This window comes from Flexivirga sp., assembly GCF_051955415.1.
GTDB lineage: Bacteria > Actinomycetota > Actinomycetes > Actinomycetales > Dermatophilaceae > Flexivirga.
Map to the genome: position 1 here is coordinate 1 of NZ_JBQCGS010000048.1, position 12,930 is coordinate 12,930.

The window sequence follows — 12,930 nt, forward strand, 5'->3', positions numbered from 1 at the left end:
CCCGCCCAGGGGCCCGGCCCATGGGGGGCCCCAACGGGGTGGGGCCGGCACCCCCGGGGCGCCCCGCCACCCGCCGTTCGCGGATCCGCGAGTCGCTCAGACGGTAGAGCCGCTGCGCACCCGCGCGATCCACGCCTCGACGTCCTCGAGCCTGCTGGGGATGTCGGCCGACAGCACCTCGTGGCCGTCCTCGGTGACCAGCACGTCGTCCTCGATGCGCACCCCGATACCGCGCAGCTCCTGCGGGACGAGCTCGTCGTCGGCCTTGAAGTAGAGCCCCGGCTCGACGGTGAGGATCATGCCGGGCTGCAGCTCGGCGTCCATGTAGTCCTCGCGCAGCGCCAGCGCGCAGTCGTGCACGTCCAGGCCGAGGTGGTGGCTGGTGCCGTGCACCATCCAGCGACGGTGGAACTGGCCGTTCTCCTTGTCGAGGGTCCCCTCGACGTCGACACCGTCGGGCAGCAGACCCCACTCGTGCAGGTGCTCGGCGATCACCCGGATGGCCGCCGCGTGGATGTCGGAGAACTTCACACCCGGCCGCACCGCGGCGATGCCGGCCTGCTGGGCGGCATACACGGCCTCGTAGACCTTGCGCTGCGCGTCGCTGTAGGTGCCGTCGACCGGCAGGGTGCGGGTGATGTCCGCGGTGTAGAGGGAGTCGACCTCGACGCCGGCGTCCAGCAGCACGAGGTCCTCCTCGTGCACGTCACCGGTGTTCTTGATCCAGTGCAGCGTGTTGGCGTGATCGCCTGCGGCGCAAATGGACTCGTAGCCCACACCGTTGCCACGGTGCCGCGCGTGCAGGCCGAAGACGCCCTCCACCCACCGCTCACCGCGACCGCGGCGAACTGCCTCGGCGAGCTCGGCGATGACCGCCTCGAAGCCCTCGGCGGTGGCGTCGACCGCCAGACGCATCTGCTCGATCTCCCACTCGTCCTTGACGGCGCGCAGGGTGGACAGCACCCGGGCCAGCTCGGAGTCGGCCTCCACGCGCTGCTCGGCGGCGGACTCGGTCTCGGCCTCGGTGGTGCGTGCCTTGTCGACGGTCGCGGTGACGTCGGCGTCCGCGTCACGAATGACGCGCACGCCGACCTCGCCGGCGTCCTTGGCCACCGCGTCGCCGAATTCGTCGATGTGGCGGGCGATGACGCCGAGCTCGGCCTCGACGTCCTCGATCGTCGGGCGGCGCCCGACCCAGAATTCGCCGTAGCGTGCGTCGGCGAAGAACTCCTCGGTGTCCCGGCCGGCCAGCGGGCGGAAGTAGAGCACCGCGTCGTGGCCGCCGCCCTCGCGTGGTTCCAGCACGAGCACGGCGTCGGGCTCACGGTCGGCGCCCAGCCCGGTCAGGTGCGCGAAGGCGGAGTGCGGACGGAAGATGTAATCGGTGTCGTTGCTGCGGACCTTCAGCCCGCCCGCCGGTATGACGAGACGCTCGCCGGGGAACGCCTCGGAGACCTGCTCGCGGCGTTTCGCCGCGAAATCCGCGACGGCGGCACGGGCCGGTGTGGCATCGCCGCGCGGCGCCCAGCCGGAACTGATGAACGCCCGGAAGGACTCCGGTGTCGGCTGACTGCGGGACTGGGACTTCTGCTGCTTCTCACTCACACCTGCCATCGTCGCACGTGAGCGGGACGACGGGGATCGGGAGCGGGTGCGGTGCGGACTGGTGCGCCGGCTCAGTGCTGCTTCCAGGCCCAGGTGGAGTAGATCCCGTCCAGCGCCTGGGCCGCCTGCGCCGCCGCATCGGGGGAGGACGCACTGGTCATCGTCATCGAGTAGACGTGGCTGCGGAAGACGACGAAGTACTGCGTCTGGGTGAAGTCCACGCCCTGGGCCTTGCGGTCGAAGGTGTAGCCCCGGGCGGGCAGCCCGCCGATCTTGCGGTCCGGTTCGTCCTTGATGTGAACGCCCTGCTGACGCCAGGCGATCTCGGCCTGGGTCACCACGTCGTCCAGTGCAGGCGTCGGTTGCGGGTTCTCGACCACCACGTTGAAGTTCGTCGTGACCCGGTCCTGCGGCGACGGTGCCCGGATCGCCAGGGTCGCCTGCTTGATGTCCAGCTTCTTCCAGCCCGTCGGAGCGACCAGGGAGAACGATCCGTCACCGCTGGTGGTGCTGCCCTGAGCAGCCGAGGTGCTCGGGGTCGGTGTGGGCGCGGCCGTCACGGTCGTGGGGACCGACACCTTGCTGCTGGGTGTGGGTGTCGTGGCGCCGCCGGAGCTCGAGCAGGCGGTCAGGCCGGCGAGCAGCACGGCTGCCGCACCGGCCGTTGACCAACGTGTCGACAGGCGGGCCGGTAACGAGACAGTCATGCCGCCCGATCCTAGATCGTCGTGTGAGTCGTCGGTCCGGGTGATCAGCCGCCCGAGGTGACGGCCGCCTGCACCGCACCCGCCAGGTCGTTGTCGAACGACGGGGCGCCGTTGCCGTACAACGCGATCACGTGCCGCAGGATCGGGAACGACTGGCTACCGGTGGACTGGGTGTAGACCGGCTCGACATACAGCAGTCGGCCACCGACGGGGATCGCCTCGAGGGAGCCCAGCACCACCTTGGACTGACCACCGCGCTGCAACGTGAGCGCCTCGGTGATGGTGGTGTCGGACTCGATGTCGTTCTGCACCTGCGACGGCGATTCGCCTGCCCCTTCGGAGGGGAAGTCCAGCACGGTGAACTTGCCGTAGTCCGGTCCCGGCTGTGCGTCGACCGACACGAAGGCGGCCAGATCGCGACCGTTGTAGGTCACCATCGGGCTGGACAGCGCGTAGCGCTGCGCGCCGAAACCGTCCGCGGACAGCGAGATGTACTGCGACGGCTGGTTCGGCGTCGCGGCCGAGCCGGCGCTGCTGCCCTTGGCATTGATCGTCTTCGCGGCCGCGACCGTGGGGTCGTTCGGCACGGTCCAGAAGTCGTTGCCGCTGTAGAAGTTCGATGCGCCGGTGACGTGGTACTTCGCCAACAGGGTGCGCTGGACGTTGAACAGGTCGGTCGGGTAGCGCAGCTGCGCCAGCAACGACGGCGAGATGCTCGACTGCGGCTGGACCAGGCCGGGGAACACCGACTCCCACGCCTTCAACAGCGGGTCCGGCTGCTGCTTCTGGTTCCACGCGTACAGCGTCACCTTGCCCGTGTAGGCATCGACGACCGCCTTCACCGAGTTGTGCAGGTAGTTGACTCCCTTGCTCGGCTGGGACACCGACGCGCCGTCCTGGGTGAGTGTGGTGTTCGTCGCGCTGTGCAGGTTGACCAGCTGGGAGTCGGGATAGCGGTTGGAGGTGGTGTATCCGTCGACGATCCAGTCGATCCTGCCGTCGACCACCGCGGGGTAGACGTCGCCGTCGAGGGTGAGCCACGGCGCGACCTGGGCGACCCGCGTGCGCGGGTTGCGCACCTCCAGCAGCTGGGAGGCGCTGTTGACCTCCGAGCTGAACAGGATGCTGGGGCTCCTCAGTTGCACCGCGAACAGGAACCGGCGCAGCGTCGACCCGATCGGGATGCCGCCGTGCGCTGCGTAGGTCGTGTGCGCCGAATCGGCGGAACCCTTCGCGCCCGGGTGGTCGAACTCGAGGTTCTGGTGGCTGCCCGCCGGCCGGCCCACGATCGCATAGGACCCGGCCGGGAAACCCTGCCCGAAGTAGACCTGCGGCCGGGTCACCGGGATCTGCTGCGCCGGCGGCATACCACCGTCCAGGAAGTCGGGGCTCTCGGTGGCCGCGTCCATCCGGTCCGAGGGAGCGGCCACGATGCCGTAGCCGTGCGTGTAGACCAGGTGGCTGTTGACCCAGCTGTTGCTCGGTATGCCGGACAGGTTCAGCTCACGGGTCGCCAGCGCGACGTCCTGCCCGGATGCGCCCGGCAGGTTGTAGTGGCCGACATCGAGGGTCGACTTGAACTGGTAGTAGGGCTCGAGCTGCTGCTTGACGGTGAACGTCGGGGAGAGCTGGTTGGGGTCCAGCACCGGGATCTGCGCGGTCGTCCGGGCCAGCTTCACCAGCGCTGCGCCCTTCGCGGCACCCTTGGCTGCCGTCGAGGAGTTGTAGGGCACGGTCGTGACGTCGTGGTCCAGACCGAAGGCGGTCAGCGTCGCCTTCTGGTTGTGCGCGATCTCCGGCAGGTCGACCTGGGCGGCGCTGGGTGCCTCCCGCAGCCGGTAGACCAGCTTCGGCCAGCCGACCCCGACCACCAGGGCGGCCACCACCAGGGTGACCAGGGCAGCCGTCAGCATGCGCACCCGGCCGACCACGAAACCGTTGGTCACCAGGGCGGCGGCGCACAGCACCGCGATCACGACCATCACATACTTGCTCGGCACCAGTGCGTGGACGGCGGTGTAACCCGCGCCGGTGACCGGACCCTGACCGGAGGTCGTGGCGGCATACCGCGCCAGCCAGAAGCCGACCGCCTTGAGCAGCACATAGCCGGCGAGGAGGAAGGAGAGCAGGATGACGAACGGCCGGGTGACCTTCTGCCGGCCGCCACGGATCCGCCAGCCGCCGTACCAGTAGCCGGCGACGACCGCGATCAGCAGCCCGTACTGCACGGCACTGGACAACAGCGAGACGATCGCGAGGTGGAAGGGGTAGACCTCCACGAAGAACGAGATGTCCTTGTGGAAGAGGGGATCGGTGCGGTGCCAGGGCGCGGCGTGGCTCCACAAGAGGTAGGTCTGCCACTGCCCGGCGGCGCGCTGCCCGATCCGGATGGCCGGCGCTGCCACCGCCGCCAGCACGAGCAACCAGGCCACGCGCGGTTCGAAGCGCCGGAACGCCGACCGGAACACGTCGTCCTCGTCGTCGATGTCCAACCGGGGCCGGGCCCGTCGCGCGGCCACCAGGGTCACGCCGCCGAGGGCGCCGGCGATCGCTCCGAAGACGACGAACAGGCCGACCTTGGCCCAGATCTCCTGGGTGTAGACCGAGCCGGCGTGCAGCGAGTCGAACCACAGGTAGGTCGTCGCGATGCGCACCGCCACCTGGAAGAGCGCGTAGGCCACGGCCAGCGCGCCGACCGCGATCGCCAGGCGGACGAGCCACCGGCGGACGAACCCGGCACGGGCGCCGCGTCGCTGCGTCTCGTGCAGTCGGGCAGACGGCATACGCAAGAGGCTCACCGCCGGACTCCGCTGTGACCCTCGGCAGCACAGTGCCCTCGACGTCGCATGGAAGCCTCCTTCGCGGGCGCCTGGCTGACGCAGAACGACCCGGTCCACTGGATGCGAGGACGCGTGCCCCTTCTGCGCGGGCCCTCAGAACGCGCACATCGTAGGGACCGAAATCGAGTGCCATCTTCAGGTAATTCGAAGGTTGCATTCAGGAAGCTGCGGCGCCCATGAGCAGGGGGCCGCGGCGGCCGGGACGGCCGTATGGCCCTCGTCACGTGCGTCGCCGGGCGGGCGGGGCGAGGCGCTGAATGCCGTATCCTTGCACGTCGTGACACAGTCGGCGCAGGCATCCACCAGCCCTCGACGCGTCCAGCCCTCCAGCAAGGAGGTGCAGGCGCTGGTCGAGCGGTTCGGCCTCAAGCGGGCCGGCGCCCGCGCGCCGCTGGCGGACTACACCCGTGAGTTGTGGTTGCGGCGGCACTTCATCGTGGAGTTCTCCCGGGCGACCAACGCGTCCGGTTATTCCAAGAGCATGCTCGGACAGGCGTGGCAGGTGCTGACGCCGCTGCTGAACGCGGCGGTCTACTTCCTCGTCTTCGGGCTGCTGATCGGCACCCGGCGCGGCGTGACGAACTACATCGGCTATCTGGTGATCGGTGTCTTCGTCTTCCAGTTCATCCAGGGCACCATGAACCTCGGCGCCCGGTCGCTGCAGTCCAACATCTCGCTGGTACGGACCCTGCGTTTCCCGCGCGCGGTGTTCCCGGTCTCGGCCACGGTGGTCTCTCTCGAGCAGATGCTCATGTCGCTCATCGTTCTCGTCCCGATCGTGCTGCTGACCGGTGAGCCGATCCGGCTGCAGTGGCTGGGGGTGATCCCGGCGCTGGCGCTGCAGTCGGGCTTCTGTGTCGGGCTGGCCTTCATCTTCGCGCGCATCGGCGCGAAGGTGCCGGACGTGTCGCAGATGCTGCCGTTCATCCTGCGGGTCTGGTTGTACGTTTCCGGTGTCATGTTCAGCATCGACCAGGTTTCTTCGAAGTTCGCTCCCTGGGTGGGCAATCTTCTCAACATCAACCCGGCTGCCGAGTTCATGTACCTCTATCGGGGATCGCTGCTCGCTTCGGAACCGAGTGTGACCCTGAATGAATGGCTGATCGCGATCTGCTGGACCGTGCTGGCGCTCGTCGGTGGGTACGTGTTCTTCTGGAAGGCCGAGGAGCAGTACGGCCGTGACTGACGTGACCCAGGAACGGACCCCGACGGTGATCGCCGACGACGTCCACCTGACCTACAAGATCTCCGGGCGGTACGCCAAGCGTGGCGGTGCCGTCGCGCTGGCGCGGGCCGTGATGCGTCAGTCCACTCCCGGCCTGCGTGAGGTGCACGCGGTACGCGGGGTTTCCTTCACCGCCTGGGAAGGTGACGCCATCGGACTCATCGGACCCAACGGGTCCGGCAAGTCGACCCTGTTGCGTGGCATCGCCGGGCTGCTCACGCCGTCGGCGGGCGCGGTCTACACCAAGGGCGACCCGGCCCTGCTCGGCGTGAACGCCGCCCTGATCGCCACGATGAGCGGCGAGCGCAACATCACCCTGGGCGGCCTCGCCATGGGTATGACGCCCGAGGAAGTGGCGGACAGCTTCGACGACATCTGCGAGTTCGCGGGGATCGGTGAGTTCATCTCGTTGCCGATGAACGCCTATTCCAGCGGGATGGGCGCCCGACTGCGCTTCGCGATCGCGGCGAGCAAGTCGCACGACATCCTGATGATCGACGAGGCGCTCGCCACCGGCGACGCGGAGTTCCGCCGCCGCAGCGAGCAGCGGATCAAGGAGCTGCGTGAGCAGGCCGGCACGGTCTTCCTGGTCAGTCACAGCCTGGGCGTCGTCCGGGAGACCTGCAACCGGGCGATCTGGCTGGAGAAGGGTGAGATCGTCATGGACGGCGCCACCGACGAGGTGCTCGACGCCTACGAGGACAAGCACGACCCCAAGAAGGCGGCGCGCCGGCGCGAGGATCAGCGCCGCGCCGCCGAGGAATCCGCCAAGCGGCAGGCCGCCGAGGTCCGGGCGACCGGTTAGGCGTACCCCTACGGGCCGTCAGGAGCGGCCGGTCACGCCGAGCCGTCCGGCATCGGCTGCCGCCCACGCGGCGTCGTCCGCAACGCGGCGCACTGTTCGAAGAACCGGTTGCTCGGTTGCTGCCACAGCAGCCAGACGGCGGCGGCCCCCACCAGCAGGGTCGGCACCTCCGCGATCGTCGCGGCGGTGGTGCCGCGGGTCGCCATACCGATGGTGAGCAGCAGGTTCATCACGACCAGCACGGTGGCCACGATGCGCGCCCAGCCCAGGCCGCGGCTGTTGGCGACCGCCATCACCAGCCAGACGACCGTCGCCACGATCGACATGGTGAGGAAGCCGTCGTAGGTCAGATCGGCCGCCTGACGCAGATCGGCCGCGGACAGTCGGTTCCCGGGCGATCGGGAGTTGTTGGTGTGCTCCAGTGCGCGGGTGATGGCGTCGCGGGACAACGCATTGACGAGCACACCGATCAGCGCCAGCAGCACCCCGGCATACATCAGCCGGATGGCGGTGACGACCGGTTTCGGGCGCAACGCGGCCAACCGGGGCGGGCGGGGTGCGGACATGGGTCCAGCTTGTCAGCCGCAGGACGGTCGTGTGGCGCACTCGCGGATACGCGGTGCGCGGCGGTCGGCCCGGCCGGTTACAGTCGGCCCGTGCGCATCGACCTGCATACCCATTCCACCCAGAGCGACGGCACCGAGACCCCCGTGGAGGTCATGCGATCCGCCGCACGGGCCGGGCTCGACGTCGTCGCGCTGACCGATCACGACACGACCCGCGGCTGGGGACAGGCCGCGCGAGCGGTCGCCGAGACGGGCGTCACGCTGGTGCCCGGCATCGAGATCTCCTGCGCGTACGACGGCATCAGCATCCACCTGCTCGGCTACTTCATCGACCCGCTGGATGCGGCCCTGCTGGGCGAGCTCGAACGTGCCCGCTCCTCCCGCCGCACCCGGGCGCAGCGGATGGTCGAACGTTTGGCACCGGACACCGGGCTGACCTGGCACCAGGTGCAGGAGCAGTTCGGGGCGGAGACGACCATCGGCCGGCCGCACATCGCCGACGCCCTGGTGGCTGCCGGCGTCGTGGCCTCCCGGGACGAGGCGTTCGCGTCCTACCTGGCGTCCGGGTCGAAGTACCACGTCTCGCACTACGCACCGGACCCGGCGTTCGCGACCCGGCTGGTGCGCGCGGCCGGGGGAGTGCCGGTGATGGCGCACCCGTTGGCGGCGGCGCGTGGGAGGACCGTCGACGTCGACGTCATCGAGGGTATGGCGGAGGCCGGCCTGGCCGGCCTGGAGATCCATCACCGGGATCACACCGACGAGGCGATCGGCAAGGGCCTGCAACTGGCCCAGCGGCTCGGGCTGCTGGTCACCGGGTCCAGTGACTACCACGGCACGGGCAAGGACAACCAGCTCGGCGAGAACACCACCTCACCGGAGGTGCTGGAACAACTCAGTGCGCAGGCGACCTCGGGGAGTGGACCGATCCGCCCCTGACGCGTGGGTCCTGCGACCACCGGCACCGGCCGGCCCCGAGCCCGGACATAAAAGATCGCCGGCACATCCCCGTATGTGCCGGCGATCTCTCCCCTGGACCGGCGTTCGCTCCCCCCAGTGCGCGAACGACCTTGTCCAAGGATGTCCGATCCCGCCAGCGCTCGCTATGCGACTGGGGCTGAACTTTCCCCGGGAACGGCCTAGGCCCAAGGACTAGGACCGGGTGGGACCCCGCGCCAGGTCAGTGGCTCGACCGGCGCAGCGCCGGGCTCAGCACCAGCTCGATGCCGGCGCGCTGGGCCACCCCGAGTTTGCGCAGCACGTTGCCGACGTGCGTCTTGACCGTCTTCTCGGAGATGTGCAGTTGCCGGGCGAGGTCGGCGTTGCTCACGCCGTCGCGGGCGATCAGCTCGGCGATCTCCCGCTCCCGGGCGGTCAGCTCGGCTGCGGGGTCGGCCAGGTCGTCGTCCGCCTCCTTGTCGGCGAGCGCGCCGAAGAGGTCGCCGATCTCGACCTGTGTCGTCTCGGACAGCTGCTGCAGTTGTTGCGCGGCCTCGGCCACCTCACCGCCGGCCGAGGCCGCCAGCTCGGCGAGGTCGCGGATCCGGCGGTGCAGCCGGTTGACCCGGGCGCTGACCTCGTCGATCAGGTCGGTCTGGTCCCGCACGCCGGTGGTGTCCAGCTCCGGATAGATCGTGTAGAGCTCGAGTTCGTCCTGCGCCGCGGTGTCCCGGGCGAAGGAGTGCATCAACGCCCGGCCGAGCCACTCCAGGGCACGGACGGCCTCGTCGTCATACACGTGCGGTTGCAGGCTCTGCGCGCTCATCAGCCCGGTGACCTCACCAGTGACCGCATCAATCAGCGGCACCGCCATCGCGTCCAGGGACACCTCGTCGGTGTCGCCGAACGGTATGGCGTTGGTGAGCAGTCGCCCGCCGTCCTCCCGGTAGACGTAGGGCCGCCTGCTGCTGCGCACCCAATAGGAGACACCGTGCTTGCCGTAGCGCCCGATGCTCGGGCGCAGGAACTGGTCGTGGTCGTAGATGTAGGGGATGAACACGGTGTCCTCGCCCCGGAAGAACCCGATGTAGAAACTGTCCACCCGGGTCAGCGCGGAGATCGTGGTCCGGCACACGGCGTAGCGTGCCGCGTGCGCGTCGCGTTCGGAACTGCGCAGCCAGCGGTCGGCGGACCGCAGCCGTTCGACGTAGGGCGGACTGAACCGCGGGCTCGCCACGGCCCGGGCTCAGCCCTGCTCGGCGGAAGCCCGACCCGCGGAACCGCCGCGATGGGTGCGGCGCCGGCGGCGCGGCGTGCCGGAGCGTCGGCTGCCCTCGCCGTCGGAGGCGTGCCCGGCGGCCTTGTGGGCGCGGCCGCCGCGGCCACCCTCGCGAGCACCGTCACGGCCGCCGGTGCGCTTGCCCGTCTCGCCCCGGTCCTCGACCCGCTCGGCACGCAGCCCGGCCCGGGTGCGCTGCGCCCGCGGCAACTCACCGGTGGCCGAGGTCGGGATGTCCAGGTCGGTGAACAGGTGGTCGGAGGAGGAGTAGGTCTCCGGCGGCTCCGGGATGCCCAGGTCGAGCGCCTTGTTGATCAGTCCCCAGCGGCCCAGGTCGTCCCAGTCGACGAAGGTGACGGCGGTGCCGGTGTTGCCGGCCCGGCCGGTGCGACCGATGCGGTGGACGTAGGTCTTCTCGTCCTCGGGGCACTGGTAATTGACCACGTGCGTGACGTTCTCGACGTCGATGCCGCGTGCCGCGACGTCGGTGGCGACCAGCGTGTCGACCTTGCCGGTCCGGAACGCGCGCAGCGCCTGCTCGCGGGCGCCCTGGCCGAGGTCGCCGTGCAGGGCGGCGGCGGCGAACCCGCGCTGGGTCAGCTCGTCGCTGACCTTGGCCGCGGTGCGCTTGGTGCGGGTGAAGACGACGGTCAGGCCGCGTCCCTCGGACTGCAGGATGCGGGCGAGCATCTCCACCTTGTCCAGGGCGTGCGCCCGGTAGACGAACTGCTCGGTGGCCGCCACGGTCTGGCGGTCGTCGCCGTCCTCGCTCATCGCCCGGATGTGCGTGGGCTGGGTCATGTAGCGGCGGGCCAGCGAGACGACGGCACCGGGCATGGTCGCCGAGAAGAGCATCGTCTGCCGGGAGGCCGGCGTCATCGCCAGCAGCTTCTCGACGTCCGGCAGGAAGCCCAGGTCGAGCATCTCGTCGGCCTCGTCGAGCACCACGCTGCGCACGTAGCTCAGGTCGAGGTGCCCCTGCCCGGCCAGGTCGATCAGCCGGCCCGGTGTGCCGACGACGATCTCGACGCCCTTGGTCAGCTGCTCGATCTGCGGCTCGAAGGCGCGGCCGCCGTAGATGGTGGCCACGCGTATGCCGCGCCGCTTCGCGGCGGTCTGCAGGTCACCGGCCACCTGCACGGCCAGCTCACGGGTCGGCGCGACGGCCAGTGCCTGCGGCTTGCCGGGCGCCGGCAACCGATCGAAAGCCTCGTCCTGCGGGGCGACGGTCTGCTGCAGCATCGGGACGGCGAAACCGAGCGTCTTGCCGGTGCCGGTCTTGGCCTGGCCGATGATGTCGTGCCCGGAGATCGCGACCGGCAGGGTCATCGCCTGGATCGGGAAGGGCGTGGTGATGCCGGCCTCGGAGAGCGCGGCCACGATGTCGGGGTGTACGCCGAAGTCGGCGAACGACGGAGCGGGGGCGGTGTCTGTGGTGGCGGCAGTCGTGTGGTCAGTGGTGGTGTCGTCGGTCATGACGCGTGATGAATCTTCCTGTGATCGGCGTGCGTCGCGTCCAGCGCCGGGGCGACCAGTCGTCGGACGGGTCGCTTCGGCGCGAGCATCGCATCGCGCGGTGTGGCGGAGCCGATCGGAATTCTTCGGATGCGGGGCGACCCCGCGGATGTGTCTTCGTGACCGACCGGGCACCTGGGTGTACCGGTTGTGCTCATGTTCGTGCGCGTGACAGGACGGGCACGCTGCTGCGGCCCGTCCACGGCGATTGTACCTTGTCGGGGCGTCATACCACGACCGCTACCATCGGCGCCATGACTCAGGAGACATCGGATCGGCCACGGCGCACCCAGGCGGATCTGTCCCTGCCGGCCTACCGGCGCGGTGTCGTCGCCCTGCTCGGCGTCCTGTCGTACGGCGAACTGGTCGGCTTCCTCACCATCGCGCAGGAGGCGGGTTACGCACCCTCGTCCCGCGACAAGGTCACGCTGGGCAAGGTGGCGACTCAGGAGTTCTCGCACTACGAACGGCTGGCGGCCCGGCTGGCGGAGCTCGGTGCCGACCCGCACCAGGCGATGGCGCCGTTCACCCGGGCGGTGGACGACTGGCACCGGCGCGCGGCCCCCACCGACTGGCTGGAGGCGCTGATGAAGGTCTACGCCGGCAACTCGATCGCGAACGACTTCTACCGCGAGGTCGCCGATCTGGTCGACGAGGAGACCCGGACCCTGATCCGGGAGGCGCTGGAGGACAGCGGCCAGGTGGAGTTCGCCGCCGGGGAACTGCGCCGGGCCATCGCGGCCGACGCGACCGTCGCCGGTCGCCTGGCGCTGTGGGGCCGGCGGCTGATCGGGGAGGCGTTGTCGCAGGCGCAGCGGGTCGCCGCGGAGAATGACGACCTGATGGGCCTGCTGGTCGACGACGGGTCCGGCTACGGGCTCGATCTGGGCGGCTGGATGCACATGTTCACCCGGCTGACCGACGCCCACACCGCACGCATGGAGGCGCTCGGCCTGTCCGCGTGAGCGCGCCATACGAACAAGTGCCCCGCGACCGGACGGCCGCGGGGCACTCTTCGTGACGCCGGTGCAGGTCAGCGGGTGACTTGCTTCCTGCCGGTCATGTTGCCGTAGATGGTGATGATGATCGCCGCGAAGACGATGCCGACGATGAACGGCACCCAGGCGAAGCCGCTCTTGTTGTGGTAACCGATGAGCCCGACGACCAGGCTCGCGATCAGTGACGCGACGATGCCGATGCCGATCGTCATCAGGATCGAGATGTCCTGTTTGCCGGGCAGAATGAGCCGTGCGAGCGCTCCGATGATGAGACCACCGATGACGGCTCCGATGATTGCGCCGATCATTGCTTCTCTCCTTCTGTCGAGGTCCCGTCGATGGACGGACCCAGGACGCTGACTGTGCTACACCCTGGGAGAACCCGCAATATTGCCTGCGGGCGCGCCGGGTATCTCTTCGGTAAAGCCCAAATTCTGTTGTTCGCACCAGC

Annotated in this window: 11 protein-coding genes; 4 read left to right on the top strand and 7 right to left on the bottom strand. The window is 69.5% G+C overall.

Translation table 11 applies throughout. From position 1 onward, the window contains the following. Positions 1-96 precede the first annotated feature (96 nt). From ACTHL4_RS07950 to ACTHL4_RS07960, 3 genes are all read right to left on the bottom strand, one after another. Positions 97-1,614, bottom strand: coding sequence for an aminopeptidase P family protein (locus ACTHL4_RS07950; RefSeq protein WP_440282212.1), 1,518 nt, complete (start codon positions 1,612-1,614; stop codon positions 97-99). Positions 1,615-1,676: 62 nt separating this feature from the next. Next, positions 1,677-2,312: a hypothetical protein gene (locus tag ACTHL4_RS07955; protein ID WP_440282213.1), complete on the bottom strand. Its 636-nt coding sequence runs from the start codon at positions 2,310-2,312 to the stop codon at positions 1,677-1,679. A 44-nt stretch (positions 2,313-2,356) separates the two neighbouring features. Further along, complete coding sequence (locus tag ACTHL4_RS07960) at positions 2,357-5,095, bottom strand: UPF0182 family protein (RefSeq protein WP_440282214.1); 2,739 nt, start codon at positions 5,093-5,095, stop codon at positions 2,357-2,359. A gap of 334 nt (positions 5,096-5,429) precedes the next feature. Here ACTHL4_RS07960 and ACTHL4_RS07965 point away from each other — a divergent pair, with 334 nt between their 5' ends. Both ACTHL4_RS07965 and ACTHL4_RS07970 read left to right on the top strand, forming a co-directional pair. Continuing rightward, on the top strand, positions 5,430-6,338 hold the full coding sequence (locus ACTHL4_RS07965) for an ABC transporter permease (RefSeq protein ID WP_440282215.1): 909 nt from the start codon (positions 5,430-5,432) through the stop codon (positions 6,336-6,338). Continuing rightward, complete coding sequence (locus tag ACTHL4_RS07970) at positions 6,331-7,182, top strand: ABC transporter ATP-binding protein (protein WP_440282216.1); 852 nt, start codon at positions 6,331-6,333, stop codon at positions 7,180-7,182. The genes ACTHL4_RS07965 and ACTHL4_RS07970 overlap by 8 nt, the downstream gene beginning before the upstream one ends. 32 nt (positions 7,183-7,214) lie before the next feature. On the opposite strand, the gene ACTHL4_RS07975 is transcribed toward ACTHL4_RS07970, so the two are convergent. Further along, positions 7,215-7,748, bottom strand: coding sequence for a hypothetical protein (locus ACTHL4_RS07975; RefSeq protein WP_440282217.1), 534 nt, complete (start codon positions 7,746-7,748; stop codon positions 7,215-7,217). A gap of 90 nt (positions 7,749-7,838) precedes the next feature. Here ACTHL4_RS07975 and ACTHL4_RS07980 point away from each other — a divergent pair, with 90 nt between their 5' ends. Then, the gene (locus ACTHL4_RS07980; RefSeq protein WP_440282218.1) at positions 7,839-8,687 is read left to right on the top strand and encodes a PHP domain-containing protein; all 849 of its coding nucleotides are present in this window, start codon (positions 7,839-7,841) and stop codon (positions 8,685-8,687) included. Positions 8,688-8,928: 241 nt separating this feature from the next. Here ACTHL4_RS07980 and ACTHL4_RS07985 read toward each other — a convergent pair whose 3' ends face one another. Together ACTHL4_RS07985 and ACTHL4_RS07990 are read right to left on the bottom strand one after the other, a co-directional pair. Then, the gene (locus ACTHL4_RS07985; RefSeq protein WP_440282219.1) at positions 8,929-9,924 is read right to left on the bottom strand and encodes a LuxR C-terminal-related transcriptional regulator; all 996 of its coding nucleotides are present in this window, start codon (positions 9,922-9,924) and stop codon (positions 8,929-8,931) included. Positions 9,925-9,933: 9 nt separating this feature from the next. Then, on the bottom strand, positions 9,934-11,442 hold the full coding sequence (locus tag ACTHL4_RS07990) for a DEAD/DEAH box helicase (protein ID WP_440282220.1): 1,509 nt from the start codon (positions 11,440-11,442) through the stop codon (positions 9,934-9,936). Between the two features lie 293 nt (positions 11,443-11,735). On the opposite strand from ACTHL4_RS07990, the gene ACTHL4_RS07995 reads away from it, so the two are divergent. Then, positions 11,736-12,446, top strand: coding sequence for a ferritin-like fold-containing protein (locus ACTHL4_RS07995; RefSeq protein ID WP_440282221.1), 711 nt, complete (start codon positions 11,736-11,738; stop codon positions 12,444-12,446). Between the two features lie 68 nt (positions 12,447-12,514). On the opposite strand, the gene ACTHL4_RS08000 is transcribed toward ACTHL4_RS07995, so the two are convergent. Then, positions 12,515-12,787, bottom strand: coding sequence for a GlsB/YeaQ/YmgE family stress response membrane protein (locus ACTHL4_RS08000; protein ID WP_440282222.1), 273 nt, complete (start codon positions 12,785-12,787; stop codon positions 12,515-12,517). Positions 12,788-12,930 lie beyond the last annotated feature (143 nt).

What these genes read in the sequence shown, in the direction of transcription:
- ACTHL4_RS07995 (WP_440282221.1), top strand. Translation starts at nt 11,736, where the DNA reads ATGACTCAGGAGACATCGGATCGGCCACGGCGCACCCAGGCGGATCTG.
- ACTHL4_RS08000 (WP_440282222.1), bottom strand. Translation starts at nt 12,787, where the DNA reads ATGATCGGCGCAATCATCGGAGCCGTCATCGGTGGTCTCATCATCGGA.
- ACTHL4_RS07955 (WP_440282213.1), bottom strand. Translation starts at nt 2,312, where the DNA reads ATGACTGTCTCGTTACCGGCCCGCCTGTCGACACGTTGGTCAACGGCC.
- ACTHL4_RS07990 (WP_440282220.1), bottom strand. Translation starts at nt 11,442, where the DNA reads ATGACCGACGACACCACCACTGACCACACGACTGCCGCCACCACAGAC.
- ACTHL4_RS07960 (WP_440282214.1), bottom strand. Translation starts at nt 5,095, where the DNA reads ATGCCGTCTGCCCGACTGCACGAGACGCAGCGACGCGGCGCCCGTGCC.
- ACTHL4_RS07975 (WP_440282217.1), bottom strand. Translation starts at nt 7,748, where the DNA reads ATGTCCGCACCCCGCCCGCCCCGGTTGGCCGCGTTGCGCCCGAAACCG.
- ACTHL4_RS07950 (WP_440282212.1), bottom strand. Translation starts at nt 1,614, where the DNA reads ATGGCAGGTGTGAGTGAGAAGCAGCAGAAGTCCCAGTCCCGCAGTCAG.